Origin of the sequence: Shewanella sp. SR43-8, from assembly GCF_014163775.1 — a bacterium.
GTDB classification, from domain to species: Bacteria; Pseudomonadota; Gammaproteobacteria; order Enterobacterales; family Shewanellaceae; genus Shewanella; species Shewanella vesiculosa.
Map to the genome: position 1 here is coordinate 268,802 of NZ_JACJDX010000008.1, position 24,534 is coordinate 293,335.

Consider the following 24,534-nt stretch of genomic DNA (forward strand, 5'->3'; position numbering starts at 1 on the left):
TTCTCGTAATTATTACCGTAGTGATTATTAAGTCACAGCGGGGGTGGCGTTTGGCAACTAGACTGACCTAAGAGTCAAACAGATTGCAAAAACCCCCGCTCCGAAAGGACCGGGGGTTTTTTAGTTTTAGGCTTAAAGAAAAACAACCACACAGTAGAGCAGCAGAACCATTGACGAAGTAGAGAGCAACATATGGAAGCAGGACAGAAAATGCGCGGCGCGGATGCAGTAATCAAAGTACTAGCAGCACATGGTGTGACAACCGTATTTGGTTATCCTGGCGGAGCGATTATGCCAATCTACGATGCCCTTTATGGCGGTCCGGTAGAACACTTGCTTAGTCGTCACGAACAAGGTGCTGCGTTTGCTGCTGTAGGGTATGCCCGCGCCAGTGGTAAAACCGGAGTGTGCTTTGCCACCTCAGGTCCAGGAGCCACGAATCTCATCACTTCACTTGCCGATGCTTTACTTGATTCAGTGCCATTAGTTGCCATAACCGGTCAAGTGTCTACTAGTGTTATTGGTACTGACGCATTTCAAGAAATCGATGTATTAGGTATGTCGTTATCATGTACCAAACATAGCTTTATGGTCACCGACATCAACGAGTTAATCCCAACGTTATATCGCGCATTCGAAATCGCTGCAGAAGGACGTCCTGGTCCTGTATTAGTTGATATCCCAAAAGACATCCAACTTGCGGCATTAGAATACAGAACACCGCTTCAAAGCGTTGCTGATGAGTTACAACCTCAGATAAGCGATTTAGATGCAGCTGCAGAGTTAATTAAGCAGGCTAAAAAACCTATGTTATACGTTGGCGGTGGTGTGGGGATGGCGGGTGCTGTTGCGCATTTACGTCAGTTCATCGACACCACGGGTATCCCATCGGTAGCGACGTTAAAAGGCTTGGGCAGTATTGCACATGGGACTAAAGGTTATTTAGGCATGTTGGGTATGCATGGTGGTAAAGGTGCCAACCTTGCCGTGCAAGAATGTGATTTATTGATGGTTGTCGGTGCACGTTTTGATGACAGGGTTACTGGCCGCCTTGCCAGTTTCGCTTGTAATGCCAAAGTATTGCATTTAGACATCGATGCCGCCGAAATTGGCAAGTTACGCCAAGCGGATGTCGCCATTGCCGCCGAGTTGAGCATAGTGTTGCCAGCATTAACTGCGGCGGTAGCAGATAAGCTTGATATTGGTCAGTGGCAAGCAGATGTTGAGGAGTTGTCTCGAAAGCATCAATGGGATTATCACCATCCAGGTGATTTAATTTATGCGCCAGCGATGTTACGTCGTTTAGCCAATAAATTACCGGAAGACAGCGTAGTTGCTTGCGATGTCGGCCAGCATCAAATGTGGGTTGCACAGCACATGTGGTTCCGCCGCCCTGAAGATCATTTAACCAGCGCAGGGTTAGGCACTATGGGCTTTGGTTTACCTGCTGCCATTGGTGCCCAAGTCGCACGCCCTGATGCGACTGTGGTTACTGTCTCTGGTGATGGCTCGTTTATGATGAATGTCCAAGAGTTAACCACCATTAAACGCCGTAAATTACCGGTGAAAATCTTACTGATTGATAACCAAAAACTGGGTATGGTTAAGCAATGGCAACAGCTATTTTTTGAAGAACGTTACAGTGAAACAGACTTATCTGATAACCCTAACTTTGTCCTTATGGCGTCGGCATTTGATATCCCTGGCCGAACCATTACGCGTGCGGATCAAGTCGAGCAAGGATTAGATGATATGTTAAACAGTAGCGGTCCTTACATGCTGCATGTATCGATTGATGATATTTTTAACGTATGGCCTTTAGTACCGCCAGGTGCGAGCAATAGTGACATGATGGACCAAATGGAGAAGCAAACATGATGCATGCATTAGAAATAACCGTTCAGCAACGCCCCGAGGTACTTGAACGCGTGCTCCGTGTGACTCGCCATCGTGGATTTAAAGTCACTCAAATGCAGGTGCGCATCAACGACGACACCAGCATGGCGGTCGACTTATGGGTTGAGGCCGAACGCGGCATTGAATTGTTAAGTACCCAGTTAGATAAACTCATTGATGTGATGCATTGTAAAGTTTTGCCAGCAGTGTCACTGGATCAAGCAGCAAACAGTTAAGCTTTTTTATCACTCTTTATTAGAACGTTATCCATGATCAAATCGGTAACGCGCCCCACATTAAACAAGGATATTTGCAATGCCAAAATTACGTTCAGCAACCAGTACCGAAGGCCGCAACATGGCAGGCGCCCGCGCACTATGGCGTGCCACTGGCGTAAAAGAAAATGATTTTGGTAAGCCCATTATTGCCATTGCCAATTCGTTCACCCAGTTTGTACCGGGTCATGTACATTTAAAGAATATGGGCTCATTGGTTGCTGGCGCGATTGAAGAGGCGGGCGGTATTGCCAAAGAGTTCAATACTATTGCCGTTGATGATGGTATCGCCATGGGTCATGGCGGCATGTTGTACAGCTTACCGTCTCGTGAGTTAATTGCAGATAGTGTTGAATATATGGTCAACGCTCATTGTGCCGATGCATTAGTGTGCATTTCTAACTGCGATAAAATTACCCCAGGCATGTTAATGGCAGCGCTGCGATTAAATATCCCAGTGGTATTTGTGTCCGGTGGCCCAATGGAAGCAGGTAAAACCAAGTTATCTGATCAAATTATTAAACTTGATTTAGTCGATGCCATGGTTGCCGGTGCAGATTCTAATGTCAGTGATGAAGACAGCAAGCAAATTGAACGCAGTGCTTGCCCTACATGTGGCTCGTGCTCAGGTATGTTTACTGCTAATTCAATGAACTGTTTGACCGAGGCCTTAGGTTTGTCTTTACCGGGTAATGGCTCAATGCTTGCAACTCATGAAGACCGTCGTGAATTATTTTTAGAAGCAGGTCGCCGGGTGATGATGCTGGCTGAACGTTATTACAAGCATGATGATGAAACTGCCTTGCCACGTAATATTGCGTCATTTAAATCATTTGAAAATGCCATGGTATTAGATGTTGCCATGGGCGGTTCATCTAATACTGTGTTGCATTTAGTCGCCGCAGCGCAAGAGGCGGAAATTGACTTTACTATGGCGGATATTGATCGCATATCGCGCTTAGTGCCTCATCTATGTAAGGTTGCACCATCAACGCCTAAATATCATATGGAAGATGTTCACCGTGCTGGTGGGGTAATGGGGATTTTAGGCGAGTTAGATAGAGCAGGTTTAATCCATAACGATGTACCGCATGTGGCCGCAGACAATGGTGGTGATTTAAAATCAGTCTTAGCTAAGTACGACATTAAACAAACTAACGATCCAGATGTAATCCGCTTTTTTAGTGCCGGCCCTGCTGGTATTCCCACCACGAAAGCATTCAGCCAAAATTGTCGTTGGGACAGTGTTGATGATGATCGTGAAAATGGCTGTATTCGTTCGCGTGAGTTTGCCTTTAGCCAAGAAGGGGGCTTAGCCGTATTGTCAGGTAATGTGGCCGTTGATGGTTGTATTGTGAAAACCGCAGGGGTAGACGAGTCTAACTTAACCTTTGTTGGTAGCGCTCGAGTGTATGAAAGCCAAGACGATGCGGTAGCCGGTATTCTCGGTGGCGAAGTCGTTGAAGGTGATGTAGTGGTTATCCGCTATGAAGGCCCTAAAGGTGGCCCGGGTATGCAAGAAATGCTCTATCCAACAACCTACTTAAAATCACGTGGTTTAGGCACTAAATGTGCGTTAATTACCGATGGGCGTTTTTCCGGTGGTACTTCAGGTTTATCGATTGGTCATGTGTCACCAGAAGCGGCGTCAGGTGGCACCATTGCACTTATCGAGAACGGCGATCAAATTGCCATCGACATTCCCAAGCGTAGCATTCAGCTTAATATCAGCGATAAAGAGCTTGCTCAGCGTCGCACTGCGATGGATGCCAAAGGTCCGCTAGGTTGGAAGCCGGTTGCTCGTGAACGTTATGTATCATTAGCGCTTAAGGCGTATGCATTATTGGCCACCAGTGCTGATAAAGGTGCCGTTCGCGATCGCGCTAAGCTGGAGGGGTAATATGTTGGCTTTGGCGTCTCAAACTCAATTAGATTTAGCGCATTATTATTTACAGAAAATTTTGCTGTCGTCTGTTTATGATGTGGCTAAAGTGACGCCATTGTCGAGCATGAATAAATTGTCTGCTCGCTTTGGTTGTCAGGTGTATTTAAAGCGTGAAGATATGCAGCCTGTGCATTCGTTTAAAATACGTGGTGCCTACAACCGTATCGCAGCGTTAACTCAAGATGAGTGCGATAGAGGTGTGGTGTGCGCATCAGCGGGCAATCACGCTCAAGGGGTAGCTATGTCTGCTGCCAGTCGCGGTATTGATGCCGTAATTGTAATGCCTAGTACCACGCCAGATATTAAGATTGATGCGGTGAAACGCTTAGGTGGCAATGTGGTCCTTCATGGGCAGGCGTTTGATCAAGCCAATGACTATGCCAAAAACCTCTCGGCAACAGAAGGACGGGTGTATATCGCCCCATTTGATGACGAAGCGGTTATTGCCGGACAAGGCACTATTGCTCAAGAAATGGTACAACAACAACGCGATATTGAAATCGTGTTTGTGCCTGTTGGCGGTGGTGGTTTAATTGCCGGTATTGCGGCCTATTACAAAGCTGTGATGCCGCAAGTTAAGATCATTGGGGTTGAACCCGAAGACGCTGCTTGCTTAAAGGCGGCACTCGAAGCTGATGAACCAGTAACTTTGGCTCAAGTGGGGTTGTTTGCTGACGGCGTAGCGGTTAAGCGGATTGGTACTGAGCCATTTCGTTTAGCGCGTGAATACGTTGATGAAGTGGTTACCGTCACTTCTGATGAAATTTGTGCCGCAGTAAAAGATATTTTTGAGGATACCCGCGCGATAGCCGAACCCGCTGGAGCCTTGTCGATTGCGGGGCTTAAAAAGTACATGGCGCAACAGGGTGACTCTATCGATGCCCCCAAAAAAGTAGCGGCTATTCTCAGTGGTGCTAACGTCAATTTTCATAGTTTACGTTATGTGTCTGAACGTTGTGAATTAGCTGAGCAAAAAGAGGCGGTATTAGCGGTTAAAATACCTGAAAAACCAGGCAGTTTTTTACGTTTTTGTGAGTTACTTGATAAACGAGTGATGACCGAGTTTAATTACCGTTTTAGCAGTCGTGATATTGCAGTGGTATTTGCGGGTATTCGTCTCACTGGCGGCCAAGCAGAACTCAGTGAGATCATTGCTAAGTTAGAGTCTGAAGGCTTTGAAGTTCAAGACTTATCCCAAGATGAAACCGCTAAATTACACGTGCGTTATATGGTCGGTGGTCACCCACTTGAGCCATTAGAAGAGCGCTTATTTAGCTTTGAGTTTCCTGAGCATCCCGGGGCATTGCTGAAGTTTTTAACCACTTTACAGAGCAAATGGAATATCAGTTTATTTCATTACCGTAACCATGGTGCAGCCTTTGGTAGGGTGTTAACCGGTTTTGAAGTACCGGCTAAAGATGACGTCGCGTTTGCGCAATTTTTAATGGAGCTCGGTTTCGTTTATCAAGAAGAAACCCACAGTCCGGCTTATCAGTTATTTTTAAATAGTGCGAAAGCAAAATCATAATTCATTTTTAACTGACCTGAAATCGGGATAAGAGATGAAGATATGATATTAAAGATCATAGGCTTAGACGTTTATCACTATCAAACTTGTCATTTGTTTTACTAACAAGGCGAATTGCGCGTCAATAGCGGGTCTATGGCAAGTTAATTCAACACCGTTAGCAAGACAAAAGGCTGTTTGGGAGGCGTTTGTTATCCCTAGTTCAGGTTAACTACCTTTCTTAGGTGATTTAGTGCCTCAATGTGGTATTGTCAGTACGCCTAAAACGAAAAAATATTCGTGGGTCTGTAGAAACGATTACCAACAAGTGAATGTTGATTTATTTTGCTGCAACTGATTGGTATGTTTTGCTTTATATGTAGGGTAAATTTTTCCAGATTCATATTGAGTTATGAATTTTAGACCTCATTTTAAGGAGACATTGATGTTACCCGTGCCAACAATTCCAGTTTTTATGCCACCGCGCAGAATCTTAATGGGCCCAGGCCCATCTGATGTGTATCCCGAAGTGCTTGCGGCACAATCAAGGCCGACTATCGGTCACCTTGACCCATTATTTGTCGGCATGATGGATGAGCTCAAAAGCTTAATTCAATATGCTTTTCAAACTAAAAACGAAATGACTTTAGCGGTATCAGCACCAGGCAGTGCCGGTATGGAAACCTGTTTTGTCAATTTAGTTGAGCCAGGCGAAAAGGTCATCGTATGTCGTAATGGGGTGTTTGGTGAGCGCATGCGTCAAAACGTTGAACGAGTTGGCGGTGTAGCAGTTGTTGTCGACAATGAATGGGGCGAACCTGTATGCCCAGATAAAGTTGAAGCAGCACTCGTGGCGCATCCTGATGCAAAATTTCTCGCATTTGTGCATGCCGAAACTTCAACAGGTGCACTGTCTGATGCGAAAACCTTGTGCACCTTAGCGCAATTACATGACTGTATCAGTATTGTTGATGCCGTAACCTCATTGGGTGGTGTTGAATTGCTGGTGGATGAGTGGGGCATTGATGCCATTTATTCTGGCAGCCAAAAGTGTCTCTCCTGTGTCCCCGGTTTATCGCCTGTGTCATTTTCACCTAAAGCGGTTGCCAAGCTTAAAGCCCGTACTACCCAAGTACAAAGTTGGTTTTTAGATCAAACCTTAGTCATGGGTTATTGGGGCAATAGTGCTGGTGCTAAACGCAGTTATCATCACACTGCGCCAGTGAATGCCTTATATGCTCTGCATGAATCTTTACGTTTACTTGCCAATGAAGGGCTCGAAAATGCCTGGGCAAGACACCGAAAAATGCACTTGTTACTACGTGATGGGCTAACAACATTAGGCTTTAAATTTGTGGTTGAAGAGTCGTCGCGTTTACCGCAACTCAATACAGTATACATTCCAGACGGTGTCGATGACGCTGCAGTGCGTAAGCATTTATTGGAAGAATATAATTTAGAAATTGGTGCTGGGCTAGGTGCTTTAGCAGGTAAAGCATGGCGTATCGGCCTGATGGGCTTCAGTGCTCGTCGTGAAAATGTCGCCCTTTGCTTACACGCATTAGAAGAGTCGTTAACATAAACATTGATTGTTGAATCATCATAAAAATGACGCTTTAGAGCGTCATTTTTTATGATTTTTCAGAGATTATTTAGTCGCTAATCAGCTAACTTTTTCTCTAATTCATTGACTTGTACTTGTAATGCTTCCAGCTTTTCACGGGTTTTCAGTAACACATGTTGCTGCACTTCAAACTCTTCACGCGATACCACATCCAGCTTCATCAGTTGGTTTTGTAATAGCTGCTTGCTGCGCTCTTCAAATTCCCCTGCAAACTGCTTAACACCGCTAGGTAAGTTGTCGCTAAGTTGTTTAGCGAGCTCTTCAATTTTCTTTGGATTAATCATTATGATCCCCTACTGATATATTGAGTTAATTGTAACCGAGGTGAGCGCTTTTCCAAACCTTAACTGTGATTTTTCGTTAACCGTCACCAGTTGATTCTGCTATGATCCGCCTTCGTTTAACGTTAAGTAAGGTGTAATAATTAATGAAACTCAATCCAGGGCAAAATGAAGCCGTACATTATGTGTCGGGTCCATGCTTAGTGCTTGCTGGCGCGGGGAGTGGTAAAACACGAGTTATCATTAATAAAATTGCTTACTTAGTTGAAAAGTGTGGCTACAAAGCCCGCAATATTGCCGCCGTAACCTTTACTAATAAAGCCGCGCGTGAAATGAAAGAGCGTGTGGCTCAGTCTATGGGCCGCAAAGAAGCCCGTGGATTATGGATATCTACCTTCCACACCTTAGGACTCGAAATCATTAAGCGTGAGCATAAAGTGCTTGGGCTTAAGGCGGGTTTCTCTTTGTTTGATGATCAAGACACCTTCGCGCTATTAAAAGAGCTGACTGAAGATGAGTTCGATGACGATAAAGATTTAATCAAGTCCTTGGCATCAGCCATATCGAACTGGAAAGGGGGATTAGTGATCCCTCAGCAGGCAATCAGTATGGCAAAAGATGAGCAAAGCCAATTATTTGCTACCTTGTATCAACGATATGCTCAGCATATGAAGTCCTATAATGCGCTCGATTTTGATGATCTTATCTTAATTCCAACCTTATTGTTGCGGATGAATGAAGAGGTGCGCACCCGCTGGCAAACCAAAATTCAATACTTGCTGGTGGATGAGTATCAAGATACTAATACTAGCCAATACGAATTAGTGAAACTGTTGGTGGGTCAGCGTTCACGTTTTACCGTAGTAGGTGATGACGATCAGTCTATTTATTCTTGGCGTGGCGCCAAACCGCAAAATCTGGTGTTGCTAGGAACTGATTTTCCTAAGCTTAAATTAATTAAGCTAGAGCAAAACTATCGATCAAGCCAACGAATTCTCCGTGCTGCCAATATTTTGATTGCTAACAACCCTCACGTTTACGATAAGGCGTTATTTAGTGAGTTAGCTTATGGTGAGCCACTAAGAGTATTAATAGCCGCTAACGAAGAGCAGGAAGCTGAGCGAGTGGTGGCAGAGATCATTCGGCATAAGTTTGTTGGGCGGACTAAATTTGGTGATTACGCCATTTTATACCGAGGTAATCATCAATCTCGTTTACTCGAAAGATCGCTCATGACCAACCGCATTCCTTATAAGCTCAGTGGTGGTACTTCCTTTTTCTCCCGAGCAGAAATTAAAGACATCATGGGGTATTTACGTTTAGTGGTGAATCCTGACGATGATAATGCTTTTTTGCGGGTGGTTAACTTGCCTAAACGTGGTATCGGCCCTGCATCGCTGGAACGTTTGGGTAATTTTGCTAATCAAAAGCATATTTCGCTATTTGAAGCGATTTTTGATGTTGAATTGAATCATCACCTTGCACCCGCGGCGGTCAACTCGCTGTATCAATTCGGCAAATTTATTGTTGATACTGGTGAGCTAGCAACTCGTGGAGAGCCGGTTGAAGCGATTAAACAGCTGATCCGCAAAATTAATTACGAAGATTATCTGTACGAAACCAGTACCAGCGCTAAAGCGGCCGAAATGAGGATGAAAAATATTTCGGAATTATATCGTTGGGTTACCGAAATGCTCGAAGGTGATGAGTTAGATGAACCGATGACGCTACCGGAAGTGGTTACTCGATTAACCCTGCGCGACATGATGGAACGTAATAGCGAGGATGAAGGTGGCGATCAAGTACAGTTAATGACTTTACATGCTTCTAAAGGACTGGAATATCCTTTTGTATTTATGGTGGGGGTTGAAGAGAGAATTTTACCGCACCAGTCGAGTATTGACGAAGACAATGTCGATGAAGAACGGCGTCTGGCTTATGTGGGGATAACGCGAGCGCAGCGTGAATTATGGTTTGTGATATGTCGCGAGCGCCGCCAATTTGGTGAGACGATGCGCTGTGAACCCAGTCGCTTTTTACTTGAGTTACCACAAGATGACTTAATCTGGGAAAACCGTAAGCCAGTTCAAACTGAAGAGCAGCGTGTGGAAACCAGTAAAAGCCATATTGCCAACATACGCGATATGTTTAAAAAGTAGTGCTAATTAGGTTGGCCTATTGATTAGGCACAAGACTTATGGGGCTTTTTTTTTTCGTTAAATAATTTGCTGATTGCTCGCCCTTGACCACGCATATAACCAAGTTCTAAAAACTGTCTTACTTGTTGTTGCGTGTCAATGGTAGTGGCGTACATGTCGAAATTAAGTGTTTGCGCCGTCAATTGGTAAGCTTTGACTAATTGTAACTGTTTATCATTGAGTAAGTGCTTACTGATGTCTTCATCTAACTTTAATGCTTTAATCGGTAAGAAGCTTAAGCAACTGAGCGAGCTGTAACCTGTACCATAGCCATCGATACCGATTTGCACATCCAGTTGCGAGATAAGCTCGAAGCCATTGATATGATTTTCGGTGTCTTGCATTAAGGCTTGTTCGTTAAAAAATAATATCAGTTTAAGTAAATCGATATTACTGCCTTTGATGGTATTTTTGAGATTGCGTAACACAAACTTATTTTTAATATGTTGACTGCTAATCGATAAGTGCAGATCAATATTGGTACCATATCGTTGCTTAATTGATTGGAAATGTTCATTTAAGTGGGCAAACATATAAGCATCTAAATTCAGTGTTAGCTGATATTGTGCCGCCAAGCGTTTCATTTTTGAGTGATCAATAATGCCTTGTTTTAGATGATGCCATTCAACTTGTGGTTCAATAGCAATAATCTCACCAGTGTTAAAGTCGACCACTTCAATATAATGTATCTTAAATCCCTGTTGCTCGAGCGCCTGCTTAAATTCAATTTCTAAGTCATGTTGTAATTTAGATTTCGCGCTCAGCTTGTTATCAAAAATGACGAAACACCCTTTACCATTTGCTTTAGCTTGATACATTGCGGCGTCAGCATCTCGCAGAAGAGATTCACTGGTCACTAGCTTATTACGTCCGCTAAAAGCCACCCCTATACTCGCACCAGAGATGAATTCTTGTTTGGCTAACTGATATGGCATAGATAATGTTTGTAAAATACGCTCACAGACTTCGACGGCATCTTCTGTGGCATTAATTGAGTCCAGTAATATAACAAATTCATCACCGCCCATGCGAGCCAGAGTATCGTTGTCGCGAATACATGATTTTATGCGTTGTGACGTTTCAATTAAAAAACGATCGCCTTCTAGATGACCAAAAGAGTCATTGATCACCTTGAAACGGTCAAGATCGATAAATAATAATGCAAATTGATCTAGCCCATGACGACGTAAGTGCTTTAATGCTTGTGATAAACGTTCCATCAAATAGCTACGGTTAGGTAACCCTGTCAGGCCATCATGTTGAGCATCATATAATAATTGATCCTCCATTTTCCGGCGTTGATTAATCTCTTTTTGGAGATTGTTGTTGAGTTCTGCAAGCGCCATGGTCCGTTGAACAACTTTATCTTCTAATAGCTCGTGGCTATTCTTCAGTGACTCAGCGGCGAGTTTACGTTCAATCGCATTAGCCATGTGCTGCGACACAAAGGTCAGCAGTTCAAGATCTTTTAATTGATAAATATGGGCGTCATCTAGGCTATAAATGGTTAATGCCCCAGCTACTTCACCATTAATGATTAACGGAATACCTATCCATTGATGCATTCTATCGGTTTTGTTTAATTCTGGTGATTTAGCGTAAATTTCACCTAGACTAACCATGGTCGAGATATCTTTAGCTGAAAATAATCGCGGTAATTTATGTTGGAGAATATATTCGGTTAATCCATCCTGCATTGGGCGAGAGGCAGGATATTCAGCCGTCATTTGCGACACATAAAACGGAAACGACAGCATATTATTTTTGTCAATTAACGAAATAAAACAGTTATTGGCAGGAATGAGCTGGCTGATAATAGCGTGGAGCCGTAAGTAAAAATCTTGCTGAAGCACGTTGGATGCAGATAAATCGGCAATTTCAAACAGTGTTTTTTGCAATTTCTCCGCTTTAACTCGCTCAGTGACTTCTTGTTTAACCTTCTCATACGCTTGGCTGAGCTCTTTAGTGCGCTCCACAATGGCTTGCTCAAGTTGTTGATGATGCTCAAGCCGTTCCATTACTCCTGAAATATGATGGCAAATAAAGCCCATTAACTCTAATTCTAACTCACCGTAAGTATTGGCTTCGTTGTAGCTTTGCACCACAAGTACACCACTGACGACGTCTTTAGTTTTAATCGGTACGCCAAGCCATTGATGACTTGGCGAGCCAAGGCTTTTAATATCGCCACTGGCAATCAATTCATTAAACTTATTATCGTCGCATAACAAAGGCTCACCATTGCGAAGCACATACCCAGTTAGACCACTATTGAGTAATGCCGATATTTCTTGGTCTGGGTAAAGCTCTGTTGGATGAGAATCTTGTTGGTCAGCAAAAAAAGGTAAACTTGTTAGCCCTGTTTTAGCATCTTGAGATGCAATAAAAAAGTTTTCTGCAGGGATAAGCTGTTGTAGATGTAAATGAACTCGTTGATAAAAGTCATCAAGTGAAGTGACCTGGGTCGCAATATTGGAAATACCGAGTAAGGCGTTTTGAATAATCTCAGAACGTTTATATTTTTTAGCCAAACGCTTTAAACGAGCGACCCGTTTTTGGAGATGCTCGATCCTAGGAAAGGTTTCAGAGTGGCTAATGATTGTATCCATACCCTTGTTTATCGTTATCCTATTAATTCTGTAAACAAATATTGTTGAACAATCATTATAATTACCATAAATATAAATGTGATCCAAGCGAAATAAATGTAAACACAAGGTTAATAATTGTCGTAAGTGATAAAAAACAGGTTAATTGTTGCCTTAAACGCGTAAAAGTTAGTCAGTCAGTCAAAAGAAAGTAAATCAAGGCTAGACGTGAAGCTGTTTTATCCCTATTATATGCCTCGCTAACCAAGGCGAGCGCCCATAGCTCAGCTGGATAGAGCGTACCCCTCCGGAGGGTAAGGCCGAAGGTTCGAATCCTTCTGGGCGCACCATTCGGCAAGTACAGTTTCTGTCGTATTGGTTAGTAGAATTGAAAGTCAGTGGTGATTGTAGCTCAGTTGGTAGAGTCCCGGATTGTGATTCCGGTTGTCGTGGGTTCGAGCCCCATCAGTCACCCCATTCAATTTGTTGTTTTATATTTATTTCGGTGATTAGCGCAGCCCGGTAGCGCATCTCGTTTGGGACGAGAGGGTCAGAGGTTCGAATCCTCTATCACCGACCATATTTAAGTGAACAGGTTAACTTGATTAATTGGTTTGCTGCACAGTTTAAAGTAAATTTCGGTGATTAGCGCAGCCCGGTAGCGCATCTCGTTTGGGACGAGAGGGTCAGAGGTTCGAATCCTCTATCACCGACCAATTTAAAAAAAGCCACTCTTATGAGTGGCTTTTTGTTTTTCTAGAATCGATTAATGATTCCAATGGTATATTGTTACTTCAGCAACCATCATAAACCCTCAATCTAATTGATTGTATGGGCATTAATATCGGTGTGCTGTTCTCTTATTACCTATCTCTATTGAGCCCCTTAGACTGCGTTATAGGCCGTATTAGCGCCTAATGATATATTGCCCCCAAGCAATAACTTTCTAGCAGTGGTTCAAGAGATCAACCTAAATGTGTTGTGGCCACTCCATTAGAAGTGAACTCTGGGCAAGACGTTAAAATATAATTTTAAAGATCATAAGCTTAGATGTTAACCACTATCAATTAGTGAGCTAATCGCCGAGATATAAAAAAACCACTCAAAAGAGTGGTTAGTTTTCAGTGAGCAATTCATTGATATAATTTATAGATCTATATTGACTGGTGGTGCAATAAAGCCTTGATAGGCATCCACTCTGAGATCTGTAAACCTTGTTAATTGTTCAGCTTCCTGGATCCCTGTGACAATAACTTGAATATCTAATCCCTTAGCAACATTGACTAACGCACGGCATAATTCGCTGTTATGTTGATTATCTTCAATGTAAGCCAGTGATTGGTCAAGTTTGACATAGTTAGGACGTAAGCTTTGTAAGTAGGCCATAGAGCCAAATTGACGACCAAAATGGTCAATACCAAAATGGGCGCCAGAATCTCTAATGACTTTACACAGATTTTCACAAGATTCTAAGTCGCTATAAACACTCGCTTCTGGAATTTCGAAACAAATACGATCGGCGTATTTACTGGCTCGTAGGAACTGTTTTAACCATACATGGAAATCAGTATCACTTATACTTTGATAGGTGAGGTTAATGGCAACACGTTCATAGTTACGTTCAAATAAACGATTTTCATTGATGGTTTCAATTAAGCAACGATCAAGCATAGTCCCTAATGAGAGCAATTCTACATAAGGCATAAATTGACCTGCGTGCAGGGTTGTTTCGCCTATTTTCAGCTGACAATATAGCTCGCGTTGACAAATTTCATCTCTGGCACATAACTGAATTGGCTGCCAACGGAATTGGAAGTTTCTGGTCTTGATAGCATTGTTTAAATTACTGCGCCATTCTTCTCGGGTAAAAAGCTGCTTTTGAGTGTTTTCAAACCAATGGAACACCTTTTCGTCTTTAATGGCTTGTTGCAATGCGTTATCTGCTTGGGCCAGCATATCAGATACCGTCATTTGCCCTAAACGCTCTGCTACACCAATATAAAACTGTTCGTTGGGTTTGCAGCCAGATTTAGATATTTCTTTATTCACCGTGCGTATGAGGCTCTGCAAATATTTAGTTAGTTGGTCGTGTTCACAGTCTTCAACAAGAAAGGCAAATTCGTACGCAGCAATCCGCGCAATAACAGAAGAGGATATTTCATCTTGGTGATGCTGTAGTTTCTCCGCCAGAATACGAATTGTCTCATCACGAACTTGGAAACCATATTTACTGTGAACTTCTTCTAACCAATCCATTTTGACTAAGTAAAGCGCCCCAGTGCTGGGCTCGCTTAACCAGCCATTCACTCGACTTACCATGTATTGTCTATTTGGCAGTCCAGATACCTGATCGACGAGATTTTTCTTTCTTAATGCAGAGACTTCTTCGTCGAGGGAGTTAAATACTTGTTTTAACTGAGCAGACATGCTGTTAAATGCATTGACTAGTTCTTTGAGTTCTTTGGTTTTTGGTGCTGGCATATCAGGGCCAAATTGGCGCTCAGCAATTTTTTTTGCGTGTACAGAAAGGGTATTTAATGGTTTTAATATCCAGCTTAATCCTACTCTTGCACAGATAATGGCAATGAGGAATAAGATCGAAAACAAAATAATAATGTCGGAAATAATCCGCCATAATTCTTGATAGCCAAAACCTGGATTTGCGGTAATTTCTAGCGTGGCAAGTTGTAACCAACCTGAAGTAATCGTAGTTTGTTTTTTTATTGTTTTAAACAAATTAAGATCAATAAACCATTGAGGAACATTGTCGACTTGTACCGCGTTATTCCACACCTGTTGCTTGCCACCCACTAACCAAGTTAACTTAATTTGTTGGTAGTAGCCGCCCTCAAAAATAACATTGACTAATGTTTCGGCTCCGGCATCATCACCCGCTTCTAAAACAGGCGTTAGCATCAGTCCTAATGAGTTGCTGGCATTATTAAGATCAGATTCCATCTGTTTAGATAAGAAACCTTGGGTCTCTGAAAATTGTACATAGGCTACACTTGCAATTGTTAGCAAGAAAAGCCCAAAAAGTAACGCATAGATCTGCCTGAACAGGGTCATGTTGTTACTACTCCATGTTGAGTTTTGGTTGGCGTAGGCGATCTACACCTAATCTAAGTTTAAGGTCAGTCCATTTTTCAAGGCGTGATGATGAGCCAGCTAACACACCTCTACCTTTTTCTTTGTTTAACCATAATTGTTTACCGTTAAAACTGTAAACAGGCAGAAGATCTGTTCTTTTTGTTGCCAGCTTTATGGTTTTATCTAAATTATCAAGCACTAGCGGGATTGAATTTGGTTTTTCATAATACGCTAAAACCATATGATACTGATTTAAAGATGTTGCTTTTACCATGGTTATTCTGAGTTTATCTTCAGGAATACCAAGCTGGAGTAGCGTAAAGTATTTTGCTATTGAAAAGTCTTCACAATCCCCGCCATTGGCACCAATAAACTCCATTGGCGATGCCCAATAATTGGAGTCGCCCCACAATGTTTGATCATCAATAAATCTAAATAAATTAAAAAATTGATTAACTTTTTCTAATTTGTCTATATCAGCAAGTTGTTGCGAATCTCTGACGATATTAAACCAAGCATTGGCCCGTAATCCGGCGCGATCGCCATAGCGTTGCGATAATGCAGCGACGGTTTTGTCTTGGTTTAACTCTTGTGTCGGAGCGGCAAATAAACATGAAACTAAAAGGGCCGATGCCATAATAAAAACATGGCAGACCCTTTTATATAGCGATATGGTTACTTTGCTGCTTTCGCGACTCAAAGAATCAATGCCTTGTATGTCCGTTAGTCAATTTCTTCATCTACAGTGTAGATATTCCATCGCATTGCTGGAATAGTATCATCAGCTGTCACTTCAGCGATTACACGTCGATTACGTTCCTCTGCTGCTGGTGTGCCACTGTTATCGATAGGACGATCAAAACTATAACCAATTGCCGTTAAGCGGCTTGGATTGATACCATAGGTGGTTTTTAACACATCAGTGACAGCTTTAGCACGATGTTGAGATAACGCTAAATTTAGCTCATAACTGCCAACTTTGCTTGTATGACCTTCAATTGTCACCCTTGTGGTCGGATATGTTTCCATCAATTTAGCTACTTTTTCAATTTGGTTATAATATTGAGGTTCGATAACCGTAGAATTATTACTAAATAGAATTTTTAAGTCTTGGCGTTCATTGATATTTGTTATTCTGCCACAACCATAGTTGTCAACCGCAGCACCCACAACAGTACCAGCGCAACGTTCACGGGCCATGATCACGCCATCACGGTCACTATCATTAAGATCAAATTGTTGAGTTGTAGATGGATTCGACTCAACAATATCGGTTACCGAACAGCCTGCAGTCGTTATCAATGCGAATAAAACTAGTAAGTATTTCATTATTTTACTCCTCCTTCATAATCCTGCTCTCCACGCCATTCTCCTGGACGTGTTACTCGAAGTGAGTCAAGTAGATCGCCAGTTGCATTTAGTACTCGATAGCGAGCGGCAATTTCATCGTACTCAGTTTGTAAGTAATCCTTACGAGCTTCAAATAGTTCATTTTCGGTATCGAGTAAGTCAAGAAGGGTACGTTGACCCAAATTAAACTGTTGTTCATAAGCGACTTGAGTCTGTTTTGCTGCAACAACATGTTCACGAATAAACTGTTTTTGCGGTGCTAACATTTCATAGGCATTCCAAGCTAAAGAAATACCTTCAACAACTTCACGATAAGCGCGTTGTTGGACCTCTTTTGCCTCATTGATTTTATAGGCGCTCTCTCTGTCTTTAGAGGTGTCTTTACCACCAGAGAACAGGTTGTATTTCATCCTAACCATGGCGACTAAGTCATTATTATAGCCATTGACGTTCTGGCTATTAATCGCGCTATAGCCGTCTTCACCAGAGGTATCATTATTCCAGTTACCGTTAAGCTCTAAACTTAATTTTGGATAATAGTTAGCTTGGGCTGAACTACGCTCTTTTTTAGCAGCATTAATGTCATTTTCTGCTGATTTTAATATTGGGTGTTTTGCTTTAGCTAACATGATCCCTTTATCTAAACTTTCAGGCAGCAAATCGGCATCAGGCACAGGTAGAATTAAGTCAACAGGCTGTGCTTCAACCACTCTAACAAAGGCTGCGCGGGCATCTTGTAGATTGTTTTTAGCTGAAATAACATTGGCATTTGCACGGGCGAGACGGCCTGCAATTTGCGATAAATCTGCTGTTGATCCCAATCCAGAATCAGTACGCTGTTTTATTTGGTCATATATCTCTTTATGACTCGCGAGATTTTTTTCAGACAGCAGTAATACTTGCTCACTACGGATGTAGTTTAAGTAGACTTTTGTCACATCCAATGCGGTATCTTCAGCAGCAGAAAATAATGCCCACTGATCTGCACTCGCTTCAAATGAATAGCGATCGACTTCGCTACTGGTATAAAAACCATCAAAAAGCATTTGTTTGATGCTAACACCGGCTTCGCCACGTTCTAAATCAATCATACCGTCACTATCAACATCACCTTGACCCGCTCGGCGACGTGTTGAAGGACTATCTGTTTGTTCCCAGCCATAACCCGCTGTGATATCAAGTGTCGGCATGTATCCTGATTGAGCTTGATTAACTTGCTCTTCACGTGCTTTAAAGCGATTAAAAGCTATACGTAGATCTGGGTTTGTATCTAGTGTATATGCAACAGCTTGCTCAAGTGTTTGACTTGAAGCTGTCGGGGCTATCAGCATTGACAAAGTTAGTGCTATAACAGTTAACTTGTTTTGCTGTTTTGTTGTAGTAATAGTCATTAAAAAACCCTCCTGGTTCTTCTTAGCGCTCTCTAAGAGCTGTATCTTTGGCTCTTAAAATTGGATTTAAAATATACTCAAGTATGGATCTTTTTCCTGTAATGACATCAACCGAAGTGAGCATTCCAGGAATAATTGGCATCTCTGTACCATCGTCTTTCATTAAACTGGATTCTTGTGTTCTTACTTTTACAATATAGAAACTGTTACCTTCATCGTCCTGTGACGTATCGGCACTAATATGCTCAACCGTTCCTTTGAGCCCACCATACCGAGTAAAGTCATAGGCAGTCACTTTGACTATTGCAGGTAATCCTGGATGTAAAAAAGCAATATCTTTTGGTATTATTTTGGTTTCTATCAGTAATTTATCTTCTGAAGGAACAATTTCCATAATATCTTCGCCTGGCTGAACAACTCCACCCAAAGTATTAAAGTTAATCTTTTTAATGGTGCCAATAACAGGAGAGGTAATGACAGCTTTGCTGACTTTATCAAATGCTCCTTTTTGCGCTTGGTTCATGCGCGATAATTTCGTTTGCATTTCATTAAGCTGTGCCCGTAGATCGGTAGCATAAACAAACACTGCGTCGCGACGTTTTAAAATGGCCTCATCCATAGCGGCTTTCACTTTTGGGCGCAAGAGTCTAACAGATTGTAATTCGCCCTGAATATCGTTTACGGTGCGCTCAAGTTTGAGGAGTTCTACTTCAGGCACAATGCCTTTACGAGCAAGCGGTCGAGTCAATTCGAGTTCGCGAGATACTAATTGATAACTTGTCGTAAGTGTACTGATTTTAGAAGCTAATTCTTCAATTTCTTGTTGTCGTTGTTGAATTTGACGCGCTAAAATTTCTAATTGGTTACTTAAATTATCAAGTCGAATGGAATACTCTTCTTGTTGGCGTTTAACCAGTTCTGGTTCTTCATCAATAATTGTTTGTGGAAAAACTAAATTTTGCTTAGTAATTTTCACTTGTTGGCGCCAGTCTGAGGACATGTCAGAGATAATGATGCTGTCCAACTCAGTGCGCATGCGAATAATATTTGTCTGTAACCCAAAGACCTCTTGCTCTTGTTGGTCAAAGTCTGAGCGAAATCGTGTGTCATCAATACGAGCTAAAGGTTGATCTTTAGTCACTAATCCACCTTCTTGAACATAGATCTCTTGTAAAATACCACCATCTAAACTTTGAATAACTTGCAGTTGTGAAGAGGGAATGACTTTACCGGTTCCTGTCGTCACCTGATCTAATTCTGAGAAATATGCCCAAATAAAAAAACACATCATCATTGCAGCGAGCGACCAAATAATAAGACGATGCCCTGACGGGGCATCGGTCATCATGGCGCCATAAACATCATCGACCATTTCTAAATCTTTCGTTGTCAGATATTTACTCATGAAGATTGGCCTCCAGACAGGGTCCCTGAATTGAGTTTTGCTAGGACCTCATCTTTAGGGCCATCAGCCACAACATGACCACGTTCGAGTACAATGATACGATCGACAAGATTTAATAAATGCATTTTATGAGTAATAAGTAGTAAGGTTCTTTCACGACTGACTAACTGCATTGAGCGAATAAACTGCTTTTCAGCTCTAGCATCCAGGCTTGCCGTTGGCTCATCCATTAATAATATTGACGGATCATTTAATGTTGCTCTTGCTAAAGCAACGGTTTGCCTTTGACCACGACTAAGTGCGAGGCCACCTTCACCTACTTGTTGGTCTAAGCCTTCTGACTCCAGGTTAGTAAACATATTCACGCCAGACAGCTGGATCGCTCTTATTAATTGATGCTCTGTCACTTGACGAGAACCAAATAAAATATTGTCGCGAATGGTACCGTGAAATAAGGTGACGTCTTGGGGTAAGTAGCCAAAGTTACGTCTAAGATCGCTAGGGTGAATTTGTCCTGCATCAAGGCCATCATAGCGAAGACTACCTTGAGTTGGTTTGTACAATCCGAGCAGTAATTTGGCTAAGGTACTTTTACCTGAGCCATTTCGACCAATAATAGCAATACGCTCACCTGGATTAATACTGATCGAGAAAGGGTGTAAGCTTGGTTTTTCCGAGCCTGGAAAGCTGAAACTAATATTATCAGCTTCAATTTTGCCCATAAACCGTTCTTTACTGGCTAGATTTCCTTTGTCTTCAAACTCATCTTCTTGTTCCATGATAGCGTCTAGTTGGCGCAGTGAACTTATTGTATGATTACCACGAGTAATTAAGCCTGCTAATTGCGCCATCGGTGATATGGCTCTGCTAGATAGCATGACCGCAGCAATAATCCCACCCATAGATATTTCGTTATCAGCTAATCTATACACACCCAGTATCACGACCATGACAACAGTTAATTGCACCATGAAGTTAGCAATATTAGTCACATAATTGGATAACTTTTTAGTTTTAAGTTGCCAGTTAGCAGTATGACCGATCATTTGTTGCCAGCTTTTCTGTACTAAGCCTTCGGCGCCATTAGCTTTAATGGATTCTAATGCGGTTAAACTTTCTATTAAATGTCCATGCTTTAAGCTAGCAAAACGATTACTTTCTTCAATGGCTTGTTTTAGTTTAGGTTGAAGATAAAAGGTCACCGCAATAATAACTAAGCTGCAAATTACTGGGATGATGGCTAAATCACCCGCGACAATATAGATGATGACCACAAATAGCAGTGCAAACGGTAAATCAACTAATGTGGTTATGGTTGCAGAAGTTAAAAACTCCCGAATACTGTCAAACTCACCTAGTTGTCTTGCCATGCCGCCAACACTTGGCGAGCGTTTTGAAAGTGGAATACCAATGGCTTTTGCAAATAGTTTTGATGAAACAATAATGTCGACTTTTTTACCTGCAATATCGATTAAATAACTTCGTAACTGCCGCATAATAAAGTCAAATATATAAGCAATGCTGGCACCTATGGCTAAAACCCAAAGTGATTCAAATGCAAGATTGGGCACCACTTTGTCATAAACATTCATAATAAAGAGTGGTGAAACTAGTGCAAAAAGGTTAACTAATACTGAGGCTATAAGCGCATCTCGGTAAATAGGAGCAGAGTCTTTGATGCTTTGCATTAACCAATGTGTTTTGCTGTCATGCAGGTGAACATCAAAACTTTTATCACCACGATAATCTTGTTTAACTAAGAATAAATAGCCGACGTATAGGGTTTCTAAACCTTCGATTGTTAGAGTATCTTCGCCACCCGTTTCGGGTAATTGAATTATGGCCTTGTCTTGTTCTAGATCTATTTCTCTTAAAATACATGCCTTTTTATCTTTTAATAATAAGATACAAGGCAATAAAATTTTGGAAATTTGATTTAAATCTTTTCGTGATAACTTCGCTGATAATCCAGCTCTACCAGCCGCTTGAGGGATTAAATCAGGTGTGATGACTGCACCAGACAGCGGGAGTCCTGCCGCAAGAGAATCTATTGAGCAAGGGTTGCCAAAATGTTCAGTTAATAACACTAGACAGTCGAGTAAAGGATCAACCGTTACCCGTTGGGCAGCCGAAATAGTCCATTGCTCACTTGTGTTAGACGCAGTTTTAGGCACCTAATCTTTATCCTTAATATTATTGTTAGAATTATCAAATATGCGCCACATAATACTATGTGGCGCAGTCAATGTGTTGTTATTAAGGAATAATATTTCCATTATGTTGATCAAATAGATCAGCATGAGTGGTTCCTGGTGACGGAGCTGGGTTGGCTGTTGCAGTATCAACAATAAGTGCACCATCATTAAGCAAACCGTTAATAATCACGCCCTCATCATTGCTACCGTATTCATGCGACAGGTCTACACCATCGAGTACAATCAATTGGTCAACAGTGCCATTAAGGTCGGCATCGATAGAAATTGTCGTACTGCCATTACTGAACGAGAATTCAAGATAGGATTCTAAGTTACCGTTCTGTTCATTTTGTAATAAATCACTGATATGAAGAGAGTCATTGTTAACTTCGAAGTCTTTAATCGTATCGGTACCAGTATCGCCCTTAGACCATACAAAAGTGTCATTACCCAGACCACCAATGAGTGTGTCATCGCCTAAACCACCGATAAGCACGTCATTACCTTCGCCGCCATGGATAAGGTCATTGCCACCTTGGCCAAAAATGATGTCGTTACCCGCTGCACCATTTAAAATATCGTTACCGTCATATTGATTGTTGATATTAAATTCATTTACATGTTCACGAATGTAATCATGTACTTCACTTACATCAATATCGGCAATGTTTTGGCCTGTTTTATCTGCAACATAGCTTTGTAAAGCGAGATAGCCTTGTTCCGTTATACCAGCAAACTGGGCCAAGTCACCAAAGATAATGTCATTACCAGCAGCACCATCAACATTATCATCACCTTGAAGTAACTGTGTTTCAGTACCCAAAATAACAGAGGCAAGGTTGTTGGCATTAACACCAGTTACTGGAGTGCCGTCAGAATCATAATTTTGTAGAGTAGTATAATTAATACCGTTGCCGATCCCGATAGCCTCGATATCTGAAATGGCATTCAAATTAGCAAAAGCTGCAGGAGCGCTACTTGAATTAGTATTAGGATAACCATCGGTAATAAAGTAGGTTAAGTTTTCACCACCACTTAAACTGTTGAACCAGCTTGTAGCAGCATTAAAGCCTGCCGCATAATTTGTATTACCACCAGAAGCCATAGCATTGAGTGCTGCGGCTAATAACGTAAGAGCATTGGTGTCAGCTAAGTTGACTGGAACTGAAGCTTGAAGACCAGTATCAAAATCCACTAACAAAATATTCACTATGCCCGAATGTGTACCACCTATGCTTGCCTTTAGCGTATCAAATACTGAGGTTAACTGAGCTTTCATGATATCGAGCTGAGTACGACCTACACTTCCAGAAGTATCGACAATGAAGGCAATATTGTAAGATTCACCATCAACTATTTTTATCGACTGCTGATCACTAACGATAACATCGTTATTGTTTGTTCCTTGAATCGTGTCATCGTTAGGATTTCCGGTATAGCTCACATAAGTTGAGCTAGGATCAGATTCTCCCACAATATTTATGGTCACAGTTGCTGTATCTGTAGCACCATATTGATCTGTTACTGTGTAGGTAAAGGTATCAGTTGACAGCTCGCCAGCCGTTAGTGATTCAAATGCATTATTGGTGTCGTAAGAATAGGTACCATCGCTGTGTATGGTTAATAGTGCACCACTATCTAGCAAAATCATCTGACCATCTGTAACTGTTGCACCATTCACCCCAGTTAGCGTAAATGTATGACCTTGCGCATCTGAGTCATTATTCAATAGGCCTAGGCTAGTATCTGTAATAGATAGCACGCCATCTTCAGAGACCATATAAGTGCCCATAATAGCTGGACCAGACGCGGTAATGCCGGTTAAGAAGTAATCAGATGAGTCACTTAAGACACTACCATTCGTTGCTTCATTAATTGTCTGTGTTGCTTCAAACACTAATTGGTCAAAGACAATATTACCAGTGTCAATATTGAAAGTCCCCACATTGCCAGCGTCCGTCTTGAATGTGTCGCTTGCGACTAGTTGGCCATTATAATAAGCCTTCCAAATTCCTTGTTCGCCATTATTTTCATCTGAAAACAGGTTAGAAACACTGAATTCAGCTTTATTTACTAGGCCATTAAAATCAATGACAACCGACTCTGAGGTGCCTGTCGCTGAGTTATATTCAATTTGTCCAGTAATTTGGTCTGAGCTGCGTGGAGATCCTGCTACTCCGAGCAAATTATTACCAGGTTCATAGTTTAATACACCCATAGAACCATCAGCATTACGAGCGGATATCGTCATTAGATTCTCGCCATTAGACTGTGGAATAGTCCAAGCGGTATTAGAACCTGTGGTCACTGAATATGATGATCCAGGAAGGTCATCGTTAGCATCAACGTTATTAAGATCAAAGGTCACAATTGCAGTATCACTTAAGCTGCCATCACTTGTCTTAACGGTTAGGCTAATTTGGCTACCATTGTCATAGTTAATTTGTGTCGTGTCATTAACAGAAATGACACCAGTCTGAGCATCAATAATAAATGCACCATTTTCGCTAATTAAGCTGCTCGATCCATTAGCTAGAATGAAAGAGTAAGTTAAGTTATCACTATCAATATCGGTATCGTTACCTGTGTTGGCATCATTCACATCATATACGCTAGTGCCATTGGCAATCGAATCGTTAATAGTGCTGCTGTAATCATCAATAACAGGCGCTTCATTGACATCAAGCTCAGTGAGGGTGACGTTAATGTTGGTGGTGTTGACGCCATCTGAGGCGCCGACGACTAAATTGTGCACGTTCGCCAGGGCTTCAAAGTCATTGGCGACGGCG

15 protein-coding genes and 4 tRNA genes are annotated in these 24,534 nt (G+C 41.9%); 10 read left to right on the forward strand and 9 right to left on the reverse strand.

The window, feature by feature from the left end; all coding sequences use genetic code 11:
* The first annotated feature begins 192 nt into the window (after window positions 1-192).
* The 5 genes from ilvG (at window position 193) to H5114_RS12625 (ending at window position 7,205) form a co-directional block, all read left to right on the forward strand.
* On the forward strand, window positions 193-1,878 hold the full coding sequence (gene ilvG / locus H5114_RS12605; protein ID WP_182723114.1) for an acetolactate synthase 2 catalytic subunit: 1,686 nt from the start codon (window positions 193-195) through the stop codon (window positions 1,876-1,878).
* A complete protein-coding gene (gene ilvM / locus H5114_RS12610) occupies window positions 1,875-2,132 on the forward strand; it encodes an acetolactate synthase 2 small subunit (protein ID WP_182723115.1) in 258 nt (85 codons plus the stop codon). The genes ilvG and ilvM overlap by 4 nt, the downstream gene beginning before the upstream one ends.
* 79 nt (window positions 2,133-2,211) lie before the next feature.
* A complete protein-coding gene (ilvD, locus tag H5114_RS12615) occupies window positions 2,212-4,071 on the forward strand; it encodes a dihydroxy-acid dehydratase (RefSeq protein WP_182723116.1) in 1,860 nt (619 codons plus the stop codon).
* 1 nt (window position 4,072) lies between these two features.
* The gene (ilvA, locus tag H5114_RS12620; protein WP_124017534.1) at window positions 4,073-5,644 is read left to right on the forward strand and encodes a threonine ammonia-lyase, biosynthetic; all 1,572 of its coding nucleotides are present in this window, start codon (window positions 4,073-4,075) and stop codon (window positions 5,642-5,644) included.
* A gap of 424 nt (window positions 5,645-6,068) precedes the next feature.
* Window positions 6,069-7,205, forward strand: coding sequence for an alanine--glyoxylate aminotransferase family protein (locus H5114_RS12625; protein WP_124017535.1), 1,137 nt, complete (start codon window positions 6,069-6,071; stop codon window positions 7,203-7,205).
* A gap of 77 nt (window positions 7,206-7,282) precedes the next feature.
* Here the strand turns inward: H5114_RS12625 and H5114_RS12630 are convergent, their stop codons facing one another.
* A complete protein-coding gene (locus H5114_RS12630) occupies window positions 7,283-7,531 on the reverse strand; it encodes a ubiquinone biosynthesis accessory factor UbiK (protein WP_124017536.1) in 249 nt (82 codons plus the stop codon).
* A 143-nt stretch (window positions 7,532-7,674) separates the two neighbouring features.
* Between H5114_RS12630 and rep the strand changes: the two genes are divergently transcribed.
* A complete protein-coding gene (gene rep, locus H5114_RS12635; protein ID WP_124017537.1) occupies window positions 7,675-9,687 on the forward strand; it encodes a DNA helicase Rep in 2,013 nt (670 codons plus the stop codon).
* Window positions 9,688-9,710: 23 nt separating this feature from the next.
* Here the strand turns inward: rep and H5114_RS12640 are convergent, their stop codons facing one another.
* A complete protein-coding gene (locus tag H5114_RS12640; protein ID WP_182723117.1) occupies window positions 9,711-12,335 on the reverse strand; it encodes a diguanylate cyclase domain-containing protein in 2,625 nt (874 codons plus the stop codon).
* Window positions 12,336-12,587: 252 nt separating this feature from the next.
* Here H5114_RS12640 and H5114_RS12645 point away from each other — a divergent pair.
* From H5114_RS12645 to H5114_RS12660, 4 genes are all read left to right on the forward strand, one after another.
* Window positions 12,588-12,664 (forward strand) — tRNA-Arg (locus H5114_RS12645).
* A 51-nt stretch (window positions 12,665-12,715) separates the two neighbouring features.
* Window positions 12,716-12,791 (forward strand) — tRNA-His (locus H5114_RS12650).
* Between the two features lie 26 nt (window positions 12,792-12,817).
* Window positions 12,818-12,894 (forward strand) — tRNA-Pro (locus H5114_RS12655).
* 59 nt (window positions 12,895-12,953) lie between these two features.
* Window positions 12,954-13,030 (forward strand) — tRNA-Pro (locus H5114_RS12660).
* A 430-nt stretch (window positions 13,031-13,460) separates the two neighbouring features.
* Here the strand turns inward: H5114_RS12660 and H5114_RS12665 are convergent.
* The 7 genes from H5114_RS12665 to H5114_RS12695 form a co-directional block, all read right to left on the reverse strand.
* Window positions 13,461-15,383 (reverse strand): EAL domain-containing protein, encoded by a 1,923-nt coding sequence (locus H5114_RS12665; RefSeq protein WP_182723118.1) that lies wholly within the window; start codon window positions 15,381-15,383, stop codon window positions 13,461-13,463.
* A 7-nt stretch (window positions 15,384-15,390) separates the two neighbouring features.
* Window positions 15,391-16,041, reverse strand: a complete 651-nt coding sequence (locus H5114_RS12670; RefSeq protein ID WP_182697793.1) for a transglutaminase-like cysteine peptidase — start codon at window positions 16,039-16,041, stop codon at window positions 15,391-15,393.
* Window positions 16,042-16,127: 86 nt separating this feature from the next.
* Window positions 16,128-16,733 carry an OmpA family protein gene (locus H5114_RS12675; RefSeq protein ID WP_182723119.1) on the reverse strand — a complete coding sequence of 202 codons (606 nt, stop codon included), beginning with the start codon at window positions 16,731-16,733 and terminating at the stop codon, window positions 16,128-16,130.
* Entirely contained in the window at window positions 16,733-18,145 is a 1,413-nt protein-coding gene (locus tag H5114_RS12680) for a TolC family outer membrane protein (protein WP_182723120.1), read from the reverse strand. The genes H5114_RS12675 and H5114_RS12680 overlap by 1 nt, the downstream gene beginning before the upstream one ends.
* Before the next feature lie 22 nt (window positions 18,146-18,167).
* Window positions 18,168-19,550: an HlyD family type I secretion periplasmic adaptor subunit gene (locus H5114_RS12685; protein ID WP_182697796.1), complete on the reverse strand. Its 1,383-nt coding sequence runs from the start codon at window positions 19,548-19,550 to the stop codon at window positions 18,168-18,170.
* Window positions 19,547-21,724, reverse strand: a complete 2,178-nt coding sequence (locus H5114_RS12690) for a type I secretion system permease/ATPase (RefSeq protein ID WP_182697797.1) — start codon at window positions 21,722-21,724, stop codon at window positions 19,547-19,549. The genes H5114_RS12685 and H5114_RS12690 overlap by 4 nt, the downstream gene beginning before the upstream one ends.
* 82 nt (window positions 21,725-21,806) lie before the next feature.
* Window positions 21,807-24,534, reverse strand: a 2,728-nt coding sequence (locus H5114_RS12695) for a VWA domain-containing protein (RefSeq protein WP_182723121.1), incomplete at its 5' end; no start/stop codon positions are given.